This is a genomic window from Oryzihumus sp. (assembly GCF_036391795.1).
Classification (GTDB): domain Bacteria; phylum Actinomycetota; class Actinomycetes; order Actinomycetales; family Dermatophilaceae; genus Oryzihumus.
Genome location: NZ_DASVZH010000083.1, coordinates 1 through 16,521, shown reverse-complemented (window position 1 = coordinate 16,521; position 16,521 = coordinate 1). Strand labels below are relative to the sequence as shown.

16 protein-coding genes are annotated in these 16,521 nt (G+C 73.0%); 13 read left to right on the top strand and 3 right to left on the bottom strand.

Annotated features, from left to right (window positions below; translation table 11 throughout):
* Positions 1 to 68: 68 nt before the first annotated feature.
* Positions 69 to 1,799 (bottom strand): DUF4012 domain-containing protein, encoded by a 1,731-nt coding sequence (locus VF825_RS04725; protein ID WP_331110667.1) that lies wholly within the window; start codon positions 1,797 to 1,799, stop codon positions 69 to 71.
* A gap of 59 nt (positions 1,800 to 1,858) precedes the next feature.
* Positions 1,859 to 2,341 carry a hypothetical protein gene (locus VF825_RS04720; RefSeq protein WP_331110665.1) on the bottom strand — a complete coding sequence of 161 codons (483 nt, stop codon included), beginning with the start codon at positions 2,339 to 2,341 and terminating at the stop codon, positions 1,859 to 1,861.
* A 284-nt stretch (positions 2,342 to 2,625) separates the two neighbouring features.
* On the opposite strand from VF825_RS04720, the gene aroQ reads away from it, so the two are divergent.
* From aroQ to nusB, 6 genes are all read left to right on the top strand, one after another.
* A complete protein-coding gene (gene aroQ / locus VF825_RS04715; protein WP_331110663.1) occupies positions 2,626 to 3,063 on the top strand; it encodes a type II 3-dehydroquinate dehydratase in 438 nt (145 codons plus the stop codon).
* A complete protein-coding gene (locus VF825_RS04710; RefSeq protein ID WP_331110661.1) occupies positions 3,060 to 4,067 on the top strand; it encodes a GNAT family N-acetyltransferase in 1,008 nt (335 codons plus the stop codon). The genes aroQ and VF825_RS04710 overlap by 4 nt, the downstream gene beginning before the upstream one ends.
* A 114-nt stretch (positions 4,068 to 4,181) precedes the next feature.
* Positions 4,182 to 5,060 carry an aldo/keto reductase gene (locus VF825_RS04705; RefSeq protein WP_331110659.1) on the top strand — a complete coding sequence of 293 codons (879 nt, stop codon included), beginning with the start codon at positions 4,182 to 4,184 and terminating at the stop codon, positions 5,058 to 5,060.
* A gap of 47 nt (positions 5,061 to 5,107) precedes the next feature.
* Positions 5,108 to 5,839 carry an SDR family oxidoreductase gene (locus VF825_RS04700; RefSeq protein WP_331110657.1) on the top strand — a complete coding sequence of 244 codons (732 nt, stop codon included), beginning with the start codon at positions 5,108 to 5,110 and terminating at the stop codon, positions 5,837 to 5,839.
* A 164-nt stretch (positions 5,840 to 6,003) separates the two neighbouring features.
* Positions 6,004 to 6,564 (top strand): elongation factor P, encoded by a 561-nt coding sequence (gene efp / locus VF825_RS04695; RefSeq protein WP_331110655.1) that lies wholly within the window; start codon positions 6,004 to 6,006, stop codon positions 6,562 to 6,564.
* 48 nt (positions 6,565 to 6,612) lie between these two features.
* On the top strand, positions 6,613 to 7,026 hold the full coding sequence (nusB, locus tag VF825_RS04690) for a transcription antitermination factor NusB (protein WP_331110653.1): 414 nt from the start codon (positions 6,613 to 6,615) through the stop codon (positions 7,024 to 7,026).
* A gap of 6 nt (positions 7,027 to 7,032) precedes the next feature.
* On the opposite strand, the gene VF825_RS04685 is transcribed toward nusB, so the two are convergent.
* Entirely contained in the window at positions 7,033 to 7,521 is a 489-nt protein-coding gene (locus VF825_RS04685; protein ID WP_331110651.1) for a helix-turn-helix domain-containing protein, read from the bottom strand.
* A gap of 146 nt (positions 7,522 to 7,667) precedes the next feature.
* Here VF825_RS04685 and pyrR point away from each other — a divergent pair, with 146 nt between their 5' ends.
* The 7 genes from pyrR to pyrF form a co-directional block, all read left to right on the top strand.
* Positions 7,668 to 8,255: a bifunctional pyr operon transcriptional regulator/uracil phosphoribosyltransferase PyrR gene (gene pyrR, locus VF825_RS04680; RefSeq protein WP_331110649.1), complete on the top strand. Its 588-nt coding sequence runs from the start codon at positions 7,668 to 7,670 to the stop codon at positions 8,253 to 8,255.
* Positions 8,252 to 9,202: an aspartate carbamoyltransferase catalytic subunit gene (locus VF825_RS04675; RefSeq protein WP_331110647.1), complete on the top strand. Its 951-nt coding sequence runs from the start codon at positions 8,252 to 8,254 to the stop codon at positions 9,200 to 9,202. The genes pyrR and VF825_RS04675 overlap by 4 nt, the downstream gene beginning before the upstream one ends.
* The gene (locus VF825_RS04670) at positions 9,199 to 10,485 is read left to right on the top strand and encodes a dihydroorotase (RefSeq protein WP_331110645.1); all 1,287 of its coding nucleotides are present in this window, start codon (positions 9,199 to 9,201) and stop codon (positions 10,483 to 10,485) included. Before VF825_RS04675 ends, VF825_RS04670 begins: the two co-directional genes overlap by 4 nt.
* On the top strand, positions 10,482 to 11,114 hold the full coding sequence (locus VF825_RS04665) for a hypothetical protein (RefSeq protein ID WP_331110643.1): 633 nt from the start codon (positions 10,482 to 10,484) through the stop codon (positions 11,112 to 11,114). Before VF825_RS04670 ends, VF825_RS04665 begins: the two co-directional genes overlap by 4 nt.
* Positions 11,111 to 12,355, top strand: coding sequence for a glutamine-hydrolyzing carbamoyl-phosphate synthase small subunit (gene carA / locus VF825_RS04660; RefSeq protein ID WP_331110641.1), 1,245 nt, complete (start codon positions 11,111 to 11,113; stop codon positions 12,353 to 12,355). The genes VF825_RS04665 and carA overlap by 4 nt, the downstream gene beginning before the upstream one ends.
* Positions 12,355 to 15,669: a carbamoyl-phosphate synthase large subunit gene (gene carB, locus VF825_RS04655; protein WP_331110639.1), complete on the top strand. Its 3,315-nt coding sequence runs from the start codon at positions 12,355 to 12,357 to the stop codon at positions 15,667 to 15,669. Before carA ends, carB begins: the two co-directional genes overlap by 1 nt.
* Before the next feature lie 122 nt (positions 15,670 to 15,791).
* Positions 15,792 to 16,521, top strand: a 730-nt coding sequence (gene pyrF / locus VF825_RS04650; RefSeq protein ID WP_331110722.1) for an orotidine-5'-phosphate decarboxylase, incomplete at its 3' end; no start/stop codon positions are given.

The following is a 16,521-nucleotide window of genomic DNA, read 5'->3' as shown; positions in this document are numbered from 1 at the left end:
TCGGCGTCGCCACGCCACAGTCGCGCCCCTGCGGTCGTGACGTCCGCGCCGACGTCCGCGCCGTGACGTCAGCGTCGCGCCGGCACGGCCGGGCAGACCGGACCGGCCACGTGGGTGGTCTGCGGCAGGACCAGGGGCTGCACCATGGTGGTGACCGGACCGGTGGCCGATCCCGGCTCGAGCACGTGGATCACCAGGGTGCGGGTCTGGCCCGGACCGATCTCCAGCTCGGAGGTGAACACCGGGCGCCCGGCCTGCGTGTCCACCGTCAGCAGCGCCTGCCGGCCATCGAGGGTGGCCCCGTCGAACCCCGCGCCCTGGGTGGCGTAGTAGCTGACGAGCAGCCGGTTGGTGCCCGGCGGGACGCTGTGCCTGGGCAGGTCGGCGCGCCCCGCGACGTAGTCGGTCAGGCCGGAACGCGGAGCGCCGTTGGTGAGCCGGATCGTCACCGTCGCCGGGCGCAGGCTGCCCTGGCAGGAGCTGCTGCGGTAGGTGACGTCGCGGGCGAGGTAGTAGTCGAGCTTGTTGCCACCGCCGTTGTTGATGACCACGGCGGAGAACGGGCCCCTGGTGTCGCTGAGCGTGCCGCCGACCGGCTGCCGGGCCAGCACCTGCTGCTCGGCCGGGTGGGTGCTGTAGAGCATGAGCCGGCGCTCGCCGACGGCCTTGCCCAGCGCGTCGGCGAGCCGCATCGCCCTGGCCGGCCCGCGTTGCAGCACGTCGTCGGCGACGGCCCTGGCCACCAGCACGAGGAACGCCTTGCGCTGGACCGGGTCGGTGAACCGGGCGTAGGCGTCCCGCTCGGTGAGCGACACGACGTTGGCGGCGTTGAGCACGGTCCCGTCGGCCAGGCGCGTCGGCCCGGTGACGGCGAGCAGCATGGCCAGCGCCGAGGGGTCGGTGGCGATTGCCCCGTCGAGGTGCTGCCCGCTGCGGGCCTGCCAGAAGCGCATGAGCAGCTGCGCCGCGTCGGGGAAATCGGGGCCTGAGGTCGTGTTCCCGAAGACGCGGTCGGGTGCGGCGCCCTGGAAGTGCTGGGCATAGTCGGCGCTGAGCCCGCCGAGACCCACCCGCAGACCGCCGAAGTCGCTGTCGACGCCGAAGTGCTCGAAGGTCAGCCGACCCCGGTCGGCGCGCAGGATCGCGTAGGCGCCGGGCAGGCCACCCAGGCCGCGCGCCTCGGTGCTGTTCTCGAACGCGACGAGGTAGCGGCGGGTGCCGTCGGCGCCCATCATCGGCGGCACCAGCGTGACGACGTCGCGGGTGGTGGCCAGCTGCGTGCTGAGGTCGCCGACCTGCCCGACCAGCTGGGCCCGGGCGCGGTCGACGGCGCCGATCCCGGTCGACGCGGGCAGGGCCCGCACGCGGGCGAGGATCTCCTGCGCCCGGGTCTGGGCGAGGGAGAGCGGCTCGCGGGCCGCGGTGATCGGGGCCAGGTCGACCCCGCCGGGACGGTGCAGGTCGCGGGCGAGCAGCTGGTGCTGCACCGCACGCAGCTCGGGCAGCACGTCGTGCGACAGGTCCGCGACGGCGGCCGAGGCCCCAGCCACGGTGGTGAACGGCCGGCCCGCGACGGGGACGGCGGAGGCCAGCTGCCAGACCGGCCCGGAGGTCAGGGCCCGGGCCGCGTCCGCGTCACGCTGGACCTGCCGCAGCCGGTCATCCACCTCTGTGGCGGGTGCGTCACGGCGGACCAGGTCAGCGCGCAGCAGACCGACCGCCACCTGCGCGTCACGCAGGTGGCGGTCGGTCTGGACAGCGGACCACGCCAGGGCCACTCCGTAGAGGACCACGGCCACAGCAACGGCATACGCCCCACGGCGCAGACCTCGGCGACGGCCGGGCAACTCCCCGGAGGTCAGGCTGCGGAGCCGGCGCTCTTGCGGCGCTGCGAGGCGACCACGAGGGCGCCACCGCCGACGAGGAGCACCAGGCCCGCGCCGACCGTCTTGGCCACGTCAGCGCCGGTGAAGGCCAGCGAGGCGGAGGTGGCAGAGGTGGCAGAGGTGGCGGAGGTGCCGGTGCCCGTGCCGGCCGTGGTGCCCGTGCCCGCCGTCGTGCCCGCGCCCGCCGTGGTGCCCGCGCCGGCCGAGCTCAGGACCGTGAACGAGGTGCTCTTGGAGACACCCGAGGGGGCCCCGGTCAGCGTGAAGGTGTGGGTGCCCGGCTTGAGGTTGCTCGGGACCCGGAACGTGCCGGAGACGACGCCGCCCCCGCTGGAGCGCCAGGAACCCACGACCTGCGGCGTGGACCGGACGACGCCGGTGACGAGCTCCTTGCTGCCAAAGCCCCTGGCCTGGAAGGAGACCTTCTCGCCGGGCGTGACGGTGGTGTCGCTCATGGCGATGGTGCACTGGCTGGCCGGGTAGCCCCCCTGGCACGTCGCGGCGTCGGCCGCACCCGCGATGGCGACAGAAGCACCCGTGAGTGCAGCAGAAAGACTCACGGCAGCGAGGGCTGCCTTGAGAGCGCGCATGTGTTTCTCCCCTGTAATCGGAATCCGCGATGGTGATCCATTGCGAAAGGTAGCGGAGAATGTCCGGCTGCGTGCTCTTTCTCATGAATTCGCCAACTGGCCCTGTCTTTGCCGAGTGGGCCTTGTCGGGCTCCTCCTAGAATTCCCGCATGACGTCTCGCGTGATCGTGCTCAACGGCCCCAACCTGAACCGTCTGGGCACCCGCGAGCCCGAGGTCTACGGCACCGAGTCCCTCGCCGACGTCGAGCGCGCGGTCCGCACCCTGGGCACCGAGCTCGGCCTCGAGGTCGACTTCCGCCAGACCAACGACGAGTCGCAGCTCGTCGGCTGGGTGCACGAGGCCGTCGACGCCGGAGTGGACGTGGTGCTCAACCCGGCGGCGTTCACGCACTACTCGTATGCGCTGCGGGACGCCTGCGCCCTCATCACCTCCGCCGGCAGGCGCCTCGTCGAGGTCCACCTGTCCAACCCGGCGGCGCGGGAGGAGTTCCGGCACACCTCGGTCGTGGCGGGCGTGGCCACGGGGACGGTGGCCGGGTTCGGCACCGGGTCCTACCTGCTCGCACTCCACGCCCTCGTCCGGTGAGCGTCCCCCCGCTGCGCACGGCGCGGCTGCGGCTGGAGCCGCTCGACCCGGCCCGGCACGCCGTTGCCCTGCACGAGCTGTATGCCGCGCCGGAGTTCGCCGCCCACCTCGCCTCGGGGGCGCCCGCCACGGCGGGCGACAAGGCCGACGACCTGCGCGTCTTCGAGGGCCTGCCCCCGGGCCTGGGCGGCTGGGTCGCGCACCTGGCCGACGGCTCGGACGACCCGGGTCGGGTGGTCGGCCGGTTCTCCCTGCGCCCGTGGAAGCACGCCGGCCCCACGGACCCGCCCGAGGTCGGCTGGTTCCTGGCCGTCGACCAGTGGGGTCGCGGGCTCGCCGCCGAGGGGATGCGCGCGGTGCTGCGGTATGCCGCGTGGCAGCTGCACGTGCCGTCGGTCCTGGCCCTGGTCCGGCATGACAACGACCGCAGCCGGGCCCTGGCGCGCCGTCTCGGTGGTGTGGTCACCGGTCAGGGCAGCTGGTACGGCTCCGAGCCGTCGCTGCGCTACGACCTCGCCCTGCCGGTGGTCCGCGAGGGCGGCCCGGCCGACCGTGACGCGGTCATGGACCTGTGGGCGCGGGCCGCCCGTCGACCCGACGGCCGCCCGGCGCCCGAGCTGGGCGAGGCCGCCGCCGACGGCAAGCTCGCCCACGGCATCCGCCGCCTCGCCCACCTCGGGGGCACGCTGGTCGGCTCGGCCATCGGCCAGCAGGCCGTGCAGGGCATCGGCGTCGGGGACGCCGCACCCGTGCCCGGGCTGCTGCACGTCTCGACGGTCGCGACCGACCCTGCCCGCGAGGGCTGGGGCATCGGCACGGCCCTGCTCGCCGACGTCCTCGACCGTGGCCGGGCGCAGGGTTTCGACCGCGCCCAGCTGTGGGTGCTCGAGGACAACCCGCGGGCCCGGGGGATCTACGAGCGGTTCGGCTTCACCGTCACCCCGGAGCACACCCGCGTCGACGAGGCCGGGGACCGGGTGCTGCGCTACGAGCGCCGGCTCTGAGACGGTCCGGACGGCGTCCCACCACGTGGCACCCACCGCCCGGACGCGGTGCGTGACGAGAGGGGTAGCGACAGGGCCTCCCAGGGACCGCACCCGGTGCCTACGGTCGATCCCATGGACACGCTCACCCTGAACAACGACATCGCGATGCCCGCCCTCGGGCTGGGGGTGTTCCAGACCCCGCCGGACGAGACCCGGGCAGCCGTGGAAGCGGCACTGCGCACCGGCTACCGCCACATCGACACCGCCGCGGCATACGGCAACGAGCGCGAGGTCGGCGAGGCCATCCACGCCTCCGGACTGGCCCGCGACGACGTCTTCATCGAGACGAAGATCTGGATCAGCGACTACGGCTACGACCAGACGCTGCACGGCTTCGACAAGAGCGCGGCCAAGCTCGGCGTCGAGCAGATCGACCTGCTGATCCTGCACCAGGCCCTCCCCTCGGAGTTCGACAGGACCCTCGAGGCGTACCGCGCGCTCGAGACCCTGCTCGGCGAGGGCACAGTGCGGGCCATCGGGGTCAGCAACTTCATGGTCGACCACCTCACCGCGCTGCTGGACGCCTCGACGGTCGTGCCGGCGGTCAACCAGATCGAGGTCCACCCCTACTTCCAGCAGCGTGAGGTCCAGGCGTTCGGCGTCGAGCGCGGCATCCTGACCCAGGCGTGGTCGCCCATCGGTGGCATCACCTTCTACCGCGACGGCAGCCACGGCAGCACGCTCGAGGACCCGGTGATCGGCAGGATCGCCGAAGCACACGGCAAGTCGGCTGCGCAGGTGATGCTGCGCTGGCACCTGCAGCAGGGCCGCTCGGTCATCCCGAAGTCGACCAGGCCACACCGCATCGCGGAGAACTTCGACGTCTTCGACTTCGAGCTGGACGAGGACGAGCTGGCCGCGGTGGACGGTCTCGACACTGGTCGTCGCGGCGGCCCGGAGCCGGCCGACATCACCCTGGAGCGGTTCGGCCGTCCGATCCCCGAGGCCTGAACGCCCGTGACCGCACCACGAACGCCCCACCACCGGAACGAGGGACCATGACCAGCACCCACGACCACCCACGGGTCGCCGTCATCACCGGCGCGTCCTCCGGCATCGGCGAAGCCACCGCCCGGGCCCTCGCAGCAGGCGGCTACCGCGTCGCCCTCCTCGCCCGCCGCCTCGACCGCGTCACCGCCATCGCCGACGAGCTGGGCGACCGGGCCATCGCCATCGAGGCCGACGTCACCGACCGCACCAGCATCGTCGCGGCGGGGCAGCGCGTCCGACAGGAGCTGGGCCGTGCCGACGTCCTCGTCAACAACGCGGGCGTGATGCTGCTCGGCCCCTTCGCCTCCGACCTGCGTGACGACTACCGGCAGATGGTCGAGGTCAACCTCCTCGGCGCGATCACCGCCACCGAGGTCTTCCTGGACCAGCTCACGGACGGCGGCGGAGACATCGTCAACATCTCCTCCGTCGCCGGCCGCACCGCGCGAGCCGGCAACGGCGTCTACGCCGCGACGAAGTGGGGACTCAACGGCTGGTCGGAGTCCCTGCGCCAGGAGCTGCTGCCCGACGTCCGCGTCACCCTCATCGAGCCCGGTGTGGTGGCGACCGAGCTGCCGCAGCACATCACCCACGAGGAGACTCGGCGGGGTGTCGAGCAGCTCTACGGCCGGGCCGAGGTCACCGCCGACGACGTCGCCGAGGTCATCGCCTTCATCCTCAGCCGCCCCAAGCGCCTCGCGATCCACGAAGTGCTGCTGCGTCCCGCCGGACAGCCCTGACGAACGGCTCCGAGAAGCCGCGGGAGGCGGTCCCCGGCCGCCGCCGCGTGCGGGCCGGTGCCCCCGTGCCCGCTAGACTGGCCGGGATCCCGACCTGACCTCACGGGCGCCCGCCTGCGCTGACCCGCGCACCCGGCGGCCCGTCATACGAAAGAGAACCGCGCGTGGCTTCGACCAACGACCTCAAGAACGGCATGGTGCTCAACATCGACGGACAGCTGTGGTCCGTCGTGGAGTTCCAGCACGTCAAGCCGGGCAAGGGCCCGGCCTTCGTGCGCACCAAGCTCAAGGCCGTGCTCTCCGGCAAGGTCGTCGACAAGACGTTCAACGCCGGCACCAAGGTCGAGACCGCCAACGTCGACAAGCGCGACATGCAGTACCTGTACAAGGACGGCAGCGACTTCGTCTTCATGGACGGCTCGACCTACGACCAGATCCACGTCTCCGAGGACGTCGTGGGCAAGTCGGCCGACTTCATGCTGGAGAACCAGGAGGCGATCGTCGCCACCCACGACGGCGTGCCGCTCTACGTGGAGCTGCCGGCCTCCGTGGTGCTGGAGATCACCTACACCGAGCCGGGCCTGCAGGGTGACCGCTCCACCGGTGGCACCAAGCCGGCCACCCTGGAGACCGGCGCGCAGATCGCCGTCCCGCTCTTCCTCGAGACCGGCACCAAGGTCAAGGTGGACACCCGCGACGGGTCCTACCTCGGCCGCGTCAACTGACGCCCGCACCCGACCGGCCCTGACCGCACCACCGAAAGCAGCCCCCTGATGTCCGCCCGCAGCAAGGCCCGCAAGCGCGCCCTCGACATCCTCTTCGAGGCCGAGCAGCGCGGGCTGAACGTCGAGTCCCTGCTCGCCGAGCGCCTCGCGCGCCCCGGCACCGAGGCGCCGCTGAACGAGTACACCGTCGAGCTCGTGCAGGGCGTGGTGCGCAAGTGGACCTCGATCAACGAGCTGCTCTCGACCTACAGCCAGGGCTGGACGATCGAGCGGATGCCCGCGGTCGACCGGGCCATCCTGCGGATCGGCGCGTTCGAGGTGCTCTACGCCGACGACGTGCCCGACGCGGTGGCGATCTCCGAGGCGGTCGCGCTGGCGAAGAGCCTGTCCACCGACGACTCGCCGACGTTCGTCAACGGGCTGCTCGCGCGGATCGCGGAGGTCAAGCCGACGCTGGTCTGAGCCGGCTCAGCTGCTGACCCGGGAGGCTGGGGTGTCCACCAGGACGCCCCAGCCTCTCAGCATCTGCAGCATCCCCGCAGTGTCGACCTGGTGGATCGAGGCCAGCGCGCGCAGGTCCTCCTCGGTCAGCGGCAGCTCGGGGGAGTCCTCCCCGCGCTGGGAGCGCAGCGTCGCGGCATACCGCTCCAGCGCCAGCGTCGGCGCGCCCTGCAGGCGCGCCAGGGCGCGCAGGTCCAGCCCGTATGCCGCGTCCGGCACCGCTCCGGGCACCCCGCCGCCGTCGGGGAGCAGGGCCGCGACGGTCACCCCGTAGAACCGGGCCAGCTCGGCCAGCCGCTCGACCGTCACCGCACGGTCGCCGCGCTCCCAGGAGCCCACGACGACCGCCTTGAACCGGCCCCCGGAGCGGTCCTGGACGGCCTGCAGGGACAAGCCCTGCTGGGTGCGCACCGACCGCAGCCGTGCCCCCAGCACCCGCGCGAAGTCCGACGCCACGTCGCCGACCCTACCGCCGGGACATGCCGGTCCTCCTGTGTCGGCGCCCCGCGTCGGTCCGGGTGGCGGGGGGACGGTACGCTGTGCGGCGACCGACATCCTTTAACGACCCGTCCCGTGAGGCGGGGAAGGAGGTCCTGACGCTGATGCGTCCTGACTCTGACGTACCCCCGCAGGCCGCGTCCACGGACGCCGCTCCCCGAGTGGTGATGAGCGAGGCCGACGTCTCGCGGGCCCTGCGCCGCATCGCCCACGAGATCCTCGAGCGGAACAAGGGCGCGCAGTCCCTCGTCGTGCTCGGCATCCCCACCCGTGGCGTGGCCCTGGCCCGCCGCCTCGTGAAGGTCATGGCCGAGGTCGAGGGGCGCGAGGTCCCCGTCGGCGGGCTCGACGTGACGATGTACCGCGACGACCTGCGTCGCAACCCCACCCGCGCGGTGGAGCACACCGACATCCCGGCACCCGGCATCGACGGGCGGACCGTGGTGCTCGTCGACGACGTGCTCTTCTCCGGGCGCACCGTCCGGGCCGCCCTGGACGCCCTGTCCGACCTGGGCCGGCCGCAGGCCGTGCGCCTCGCGGTGCTGGTCGACCGCGGGCACCGCGACCTGCCGATCCGCGCCGACTTCGTGGGCAAGAACCTGCCGACCTCCAGCAGCGAGCGGGTCAGCGTGCGCCTGGCCGAGCACGACGGCGTGGACGAGGTCCTGATCAGTGGAGGGGAGCGTCGATGAGGCACCTGCTGTCCATGCACGACCTCGACCGCGACGGCGTGCTGTCCATCCTGGACACCGCCGCCTCGATGCACGACGTGCAGCGGCGCGAGGTCAAGAAGCTGCCCACCCTGCGCGGCCGCACGGTGGTCAACCTGTTCTTCGAGGACTCCACGCGCACCCGCTCCTCCTTCGAGATCGCGGGCAAGTGGCTCTCGGCCGACGTCATCAACATCTCAGGCAAGGGCTCCTCCACCAGCAAGGGCGAGTCGCTGCGCGACACCGTCCTCACCGTGGCCGCGATGGGAGTCGACGGCCTGGTCATCCGGCACGGTGCCAGCGGCGCGGCCGCCCAGGTCTCTCAGTGGGTGGACGCGGTGGTGGTCAACGCCGGCGACGGCACCCACGAGCACCCCACGCAGGCGCTGCTCGACGCCTACACGATGCGCCAGCGCCTCGGAGACCTCGAGGGCCGGCACGTCGCGATCGTCGGCGACCTGACCCACTCGCGGGTCCTGCGCAGCAACCTCATCTGCCTGCGCACCCTCGGCGCGCGGGTCACCGTCGTCGCCCCGCCGACCCTCATGCCCAGCGGCATCGCCACGTGGGCGGCCGCGGACGGCTTCGAGACCGCCTACGACCTCGACGAGGTCCTGCCGCACGTCGACGCCGTGATGATGCTGCGGGTGCAGCGCGAGCGGATGAGCGGTGGCTACTTCCCGACGCCGCGGGAGTACACCATCGGCTACGGCCTGACCCGCGAGCGGCTGGCGCGGCTGCCCGAGCACGCGGTCATCTGCCACCCCGGCCCGATGAACCGCGGCCTGGAGATCGCCGCCGACGCCGCCGACGCGGCACAGTCCCTGATCCTCGACCAGGTGTCCGCCGGCGTGGCCGTGCGGATGTCGGTCCTCTACCACCTGCTGGCCTCCTCCGGTGCCGGCACCGCCGAAGGGAGCGTGGCGTGAGCCTGCTGATCAAGGGCGCCGACCTCGCCGGTGCCGGCGCCGGCGACCTGCTCGTCCGGGACGGCGTCATCGTCGAGGCCGGCACGGTCAGCGCGCCCGCCGACGCCGAGGTCATCGATGCCGACGGCCTGGTCGCCCTGCCCGGGCTGGTCGACCTGCACACCCACCTGCGCGAGCCCGGCCGCGAGGACGCCGAGACCATCGCCAGCGGCTCGGCCGCGGCGGCGGTCGGCGGCTACACCGCGGTGCTCGCCATGGCCAACACCTCGCCGGTCACCGACACCGCCGAGGCGGCCGAGCGGGTCGCCGAGCTGGGGCAGCGGGCCGGCCTGGTCGACGTGCAGCCGGTGGGCGCCGTCACCAAGGCGCTGGCCGGCGAGGAGCTCGCCGAGCTCGGCCTCATGGCGCGCAGCCGGGCCCGGGTGCGCGTCTTCTCCGACGACGGCCGCTGCGTCGCCGACGCCCGCGTGATGCGCCGCGCCCTGGAGTACGTCAAGGCCTTCGGCGGCGTCGTGTCCCAGCACTCCCAGGACCCGCGCCTGGCCGGCCCGGACGCCTGCTGCCACGAGGGCGAGCTCTCCGGCCGGCTCGGGCTGCCCGGCTGGCCCTCGGTCGCCGAGGAGAGCATCGTCGCGCGCGACGTCATGCTGGCCCGGCACACCGGCTCGCGCGTCCACGTCGCCCACGCCTCCACCGCCGGCACCGTCGAGGTGCTGCGCTGGGCCAGGGCGCAGGGCATCGCGGTGACCGCCGAGGTCACCCCGCACCACCTGGTGCTGACCACCGACCTGCTCGCCGGCTACGACCCGACGTTCAAGGTCAACCCGCCGCTGCGCCCGGCCGAGGACGTCGAGGCCCTGCGCGAGGCGCTCGCCGACGGCACCATCGACGCGGTCGCCACCGACCACGCGCCGCACGCCCGGCACGACAAGGAGCACGCCTTCGTCGACGCCGCGTTCGGGATGCTCGGCCTGGAGACCGCCCTGTCCGTCGTCAGCGACGTCATGGTCGGCTCCGGCCGGCTGGACTGGGCCGGGGTCGCCCGCGTCATGTCGGTCAACCCGGCCCGGATCGCCGGACTGTCCGGCCACGGCCGCCCCCTCGCCGTCGGCGAGCCGGCCAACCTCACCCTTGTCGACCCCGACGCCACGGTCACCATCGACCGGCAGGCGTCCCACTCGCTGTCCCGCAACAACCCCTGGCACGGCCACACCCTCACCGGTGCGGTCCACGCCACGGTGCTGCGGGGCCGTCCCACGGTGCTGAAGGGAGCCCTGGCATGACCCGCCTGCAGGCAGTGGGGGTGCTGCTGATCGTCCTCGGGGTGGTCTACGCCCTGATGTACCTCGGGTGGCTGCGCCGCGCGCGCCGTCACCAGTCCGCCGCGGTCGCCGCCGCGACCGGGACCCCGGTGGCCACCTACCGCGCCGACCCGGTCCCGCGCGACGCGACGGGGGAGATCCCCGTGGTCGTCGCGCCGGCGCAGGACGACGCGCCGACGTTGATGTCCCTGGAGGAGACCGGTCAGTTCGAGCTGCCCATGGCCATCGACGACTGGGCCCGCGCCGAGGGCACCTACGTCAGCACCACCATCGCCGTCTCCCGCCTCGAGCGGGTCAACGCGGCCGGACTGGGCGCGAAGTCCGAGGCGACGATGGTCGTCGACGGCGCCGGGGTGCGCTGGGAGCGCCAGGGCGCGGTGCCGGTGCACGTCGAGCGGCACACCGTCACCTCGGTGCGCCTCGACCGCGGCATGGCCGGCAAGTTCGTCGGGCAGAACCGCCTCGTCGTGGTCTCCTGGCGAGCCCCCGACGGCCAGATCTACGACACGGGGTTCCTGCCCCGCTTCAAGACCGACACCGACGCGCTGATCGAGGCCGTGAACCGGCTGATCGAGGACGGAGACCTGTGAACGCCCATCCCGGCCTGCTCGAGCGTGAGCCCGCGATCCTCGTCCTGGAGGACGGGCGAGCCTTCTGCGGCGACGCCTACGGTGCGGTGGGCGAGACCGTCGGCGAGGCGGTCTTCTCCACCGGCATGACCGGCTACCAGGAGACGCTCACCGACCCCAGCTACCACCGGCAGGTGGTCGTCATGACCGCCCCGCACGTCGGCAACACCGGCGTCAACGACGAGGACCCCGAGTCCCGGCGCATCTGGGTCGCCGGCTACGTGGTGCGCGACCCCGCGGTGCGCCCGTCGAGCTGGCGCTCGCAGCGCACCCTCGAGGACGAGCTCGCCGCGCAGGGCGTCGTCGGCATCAGCGGCATCGACACCCGTGCCCTGACCCGCCACCTGCGCGAGCGCGGCGCGATGCGGGTCGGGGTCTTCTCCGGCGCCGCCGCCCGCGAGCCGCAGGACCGGCTGCTCGACCGCGTCCGGACCGCCCCGCAGATGAGCGGCGCGGCCCTCGCCGGCGAGGTCACCACCCCCGAGCCCTACGTCGTGCCGGCGGTGGGGGAGAAGCGGTTCACCGTCGCGGCCCTCGACCTCGGCATCAAGGCGATGACGCCGGCGCTCATGGCGCAGCAGGGCATCGAGGTGCACGTGCTGCCGGCCACGGCCACGTTCGAGCAGGTGACGGCGCTGTCCCCGGACGGCGTCTTCTTCTCGAACGGGCCCGGCGACCCGGCGAGCGCCGAGCACGAGGTCACCCTGCTGCGGCAGGTCCTCGACGCACGGATCCCGTTCTTCGGCATCTGCTTCGGCAACCAGCTGCTCGGCCGGGCCCTCGGCTTCGGCACCTACAAGCTCAAGTACGGCCACCGCGGGATCAACCAGCCGGTCATCGACCGCACCACCGGAAAGGTCGAGGTCACCGCGCACAACCCCGGCTTCGCCGTGGACGCACCGCTGGAGGGTGAGGTCACCGCCCCCGGCAACCCGGCATACGGGCGGGTGCGGGTCTCCCACGTCTGCCTCAACGACGACGTCGTCGAGGGCCTGGAGTGCCTGGACCTGCCGGCCTACTCGGTGCAGTACCACCCCGAGGCGGCGGCCGGCCCGCACGACGCCGGCTACCTGTTCGACCGCTTCGTCTCGCTCATGGAGCGGCGACGACACGGCGAGGACCCGAGCGACGAAGGAGCGAGGCCCGGAGCCTCGAGAAGCGCGACCGAAGACACGAATGCGACCAAGGAGGCCGGCGCCTGATGCCCCGCCGCACCGACATCAACAGCGTCCTGGTCATCGGGTCCGGCCCGATCGTCATCGGCCAGGCCTGCGAGTTCGACTACTCCGGCACCCAGGCCTGCCGCGTCCTGCGCGAGGAGGGCATCCGGGTCATCCTGGTCAACTCCAACCCGGCGACGATCATGACCGACCCGGAGTTCGCCGACGCGACCTACGTCGAGCCGATCACCCCCGAGGTCATCGAGACGATCATCGCCAAGGAGCGCCCGGACGCGGTCCTGGCCACCCTCGGCGGGCAGACCGCCCTGAACGCGGCGATCGCGTTGCACGACAACGGGGTCCTGGAGAAGTACAACTGCCCGCTCATCGGCGCCAACGTCGACGCGATCCAGCTCGGCGAGGACCGGCAGGCGTTCAAGGGCGTCGTCCAGCGCTGTGGCGCCGAGGTGGCCCGCTCGATCATCGCGCACACCATGGAGGAGTGCCTCGCGGCGGCCGAGGAGCTCGGCTACCCCATGGTCGTGCGCCCGTCCTTCACCATGGGCGGCCTCGGCTCCGGCTTCGCCCACGACGAGGAGGACCTGCGCCGTATCGCGGGTGCCGGCCTGCACGACAGCCCCACCACCGAGGTGCTCCTGGAGGAGTCCATCCTCGGCTGGAAGGAGTACGAGCTCGAGGTCATGCGCGACCACGCCGACAACGTCGTGGTCGTCTGCTCGATCGAGAACCTCGACCCGATGGGCGTGCACACCGGCGACTCGATCACGGTCGCCCCCGCGCTGACCCTGACCGACCGCGAGTACCAGCGGCTGCGCGACATCGGCATCAAGGTCATCCGCGAGGTCGGCGTCGACACCGGCGGCTGCAACATCCAGTTCGCGGTCAACCCCGCCGACGGCCGCATCATCGTCATCGAGATGAACCCGCGGGTGTCGCGTTCCTCGGCGCTGGCGTCCAAGGCGACCGGCTTCCCGATCGCCAAGATCGCCGCGAAGATGGCCGTCGGCTACACCCTCGACGAGGTGCCCAACGACATCACCCGCAAGACGCCGGCCAGCTTCGAGCCGACCCTGGACTACGTCGTGGTCAAGGTGCCGCGGTTCGCGTTCGAGAAGTTCCCCGCCGCCGACCCGACGCTCACCACGACGATGAAGTCGGTCGGCGAGGCCATGGCCATCGGGCGCAGCTTCACCGAGGCACTGCAGAAGGCGCTGCGCTCCCTGGAGCGCAAGGGGTCCAGCTTCCACTGGCGCCGCGACGAGGCCCCCTCCAAGGAGCAGGCCCGCGCGCTGCTGGACCAGGCCCGCACGCCCACCGACGGCCGGATCGTCCTGGTGCAGCAGGCGCTGCGCGGCGGGCTGACCGTGGAGCAGGTGCACGAGGCCACCGGCATCGACCCGTGGTTCCTGGACCAGATGCAGCTCATCAACCAGGTCGCCGACACGATCGCGGCGGCGGACCAGCTGTCCCCGCGGCTGCTGCGCCTGGCCAAGCGGCACGGCTTCTCCGACGCCCAGATCGCCGAGCTCACCGGCATGCCCGAGGCCGTGGTCCGCGGGGTGCGGCACGCCCTCGGGGTGCGCCCGGTCTACAAGACGGTCGACACCTGCGCGGCGGAGTTCGCGGCGCAGACGCCCTACCACTACAGCTCCTACGACGAGGAGACCGAGGTGCAGCCGCGCGAGCGGCCCGCAGTGATCATCCTCGGCTCGGGACCGAACCGGATCGGCCAGGGCGTGGAGTTCGACTACTCCTGCGTCCACGCCAGCTTCGCGTTGCGCGACCACGGCTTCGACACGGTCATGGTCAACTGCAACCCCGAGACGGTCTCCACCGACTACGACACCTCCAGCCGGCTGTACTTCGAGCCGCTCACCCTGGAGGACGTGCTCGAGGTCGTCCACGCCGAGCGGCAGGCCGGCCCGGTCGCCGGCGTCGTGGTGCAGCTCGGCGGGCAGACCCCGCTCGGGCTGGCCCAGGCGCTCAAGGACGAGGGCGTGCCGGTGGTCGGCACCTCCCCGGAGGCGATCCACCTCGCCGAGGACCGCGGCGCCTTCGGCCGCGTCCTGCACGAGGCGCAGCTGCCCGCTCCCCGCCACGGCACGGCATACAGCGCGGAGGAGGCCATCGAGGTGGCCCGGGAGATCGGCTACCCGGTCCTCGTCCGGCCCTCCTACGTCCTCGGCGGGCGCGGCATGGAGATCGTGTACGACGACGAGACGCTCGCCGGCTACGTCACCCGCGCGACGCACGCCTCCCCGGAGCACCCGGTCCTGGTCGACCGGTTCCTCGACGAGGCGATCGAGATCGACGTCGACGCGCTCTACGACGGCCACGAGATGTACCTCGGCGGGATCATGGAGCACATCGAGGAGGCCGGCATCCACTCCGGTGACTCCGCGTGCGTGCTGCCGCCGGTGACTCTCGGGCCCGAGGAGCTCAGCCGGGTGCGCGAGTCCACCCTCAAGCTGGCGCAGGGCATCGGGGTCAAGGGCCTGATGAACGTGCAGTTCGCGCTGGCCCAGGACGTCCTCTACGTGCTCGAGGCCAACCCGCGGGCCAGCCGCACGGTGCCGTTCGTGGCCAAGGCCACCGGCGTGCCGCTGGCGCGGGCCGCGGCCCGCGTCATGCTCGGCGCCTCGATCGCCGAGCTGCGCGCCGAGGGGATGCTCCCGCCGGAGGGCGACGGTGGCCGGATGCCGGCCCACGCGCCGATGGCGGTCAAGGAGGCGGTGTTGCCGTTCAAGCGGTTCCGCACCCGCGAGGGCCAGGTCGTCGACAGCCTGCTCGGGCCGGAGATGCGCTCCACCGGCGAGGTCATGGGCATCGACGCCGACTTCGGCGCGGCGTTCGCCAAGAGCCAGCTCGGCTCGATCAGCGGCCTGCCGCGCAAGGGCACGGTCTTCGTCTCCGTGGCCAACCGCGACAAGCGGGGCATGATCTTCCCGGTCAAACGCCTGGCCGACCTCGGCTTCGACCTCATCGCCACCGCGGGCACCGCAGAGGTGTTGCGCCGCAACGGGATCCACGCCGAGGTCGTGCGCAAGCACAGCCAGGGGCAGGGCACCGACGGCGAGCCGACCATCGTCGACCGGATCCTAGCCGGCGAGGTGGGCATGGTGGTCAACACCCCGTCGGGCCGGGACGCCCGCGCCGACGGCTACGCGATCCGCGCGGCCACGACGAGCATGGACCGCCCGATCATCACCACGGTGCAGCAGCTGGCCGCGGCGGTGCAGGGCATCGAGGCGCAGATGGCCGGGCCGGTGCGGGTGAAGTCGCTGCAGGACCATGCCAGCGACCTGGACCTCTACGGCCGTGGGGTGACCGCGTGATCTGCGGCGGGGGAGCGGAGGCGGCCGCCGAGGTGGCCGCCGACCTCCCCGCGGCCCGGCTGGTGCCGGAGGCCGGGCGCGCGCCGGCGCCGACGCCCTTCGGGGCGCGGTTGCGGGCCGCGATGGACGCCCACGGGCCGCTGTGCGTGGGGATCGACCCGCACGACGCCCTCCTCGCCGCGTGGGGCCTGCCGGCCACCCTCGCCGGGCTGGAGCGCTTCGCCGCCACCTGCGTCGAGGCGTTCGCCGGCCGGGTGGCCTGCGTCAAGCCGCAGTCGGCGTTCTTCGAGCGGTTCGGCTCGGCCGGCGTCGCGGTGCTCGAGCGCACCCTCGCCGACCTGCGCGAGGCCGGGACCCTGTCGTTGCTGGACGCCAAGCGCGGCGACATCGGCTCGACCATGGCCGCCTACGCCCGGGCCTACCTCGGCGAGGACAGCCCGCTGCGGGCCGACGCCGTGACGCTGAGCCCGTTCCTGGGCTACGAGTCGCTGCGCCCTGCCCTGGACCAGGCGGCCGCCACGGGCCGGGGCGTGTTCGTCCTGGCGCTCACCTCCAACCCCGAGGGCGCGAGCGTCCAGCACGCGATGCTGGACCGGCGCAGCGTCGCCGGCCGGGTCGTCGACGGGGTCACCGCCGACAACGCCGGGGCCGACCCGCTGGGCAGCGTCGGCCTGGTCGTCGGCGCCACCGTGGGCGCGGCGGTGCAGGAGCTGGCCCTCGACCTGGCTGCGGCCAACGCGCCGCTGCTGGCCCCCGGCGTGGGCGCCCAGGGCGGCACCGCCGAGAGCCTGCGCGCCGTGTTCGGCGGCGCGCTGGGCAACGTCCTGGCCAGCAGCAGCCGCGAGGTGCTCG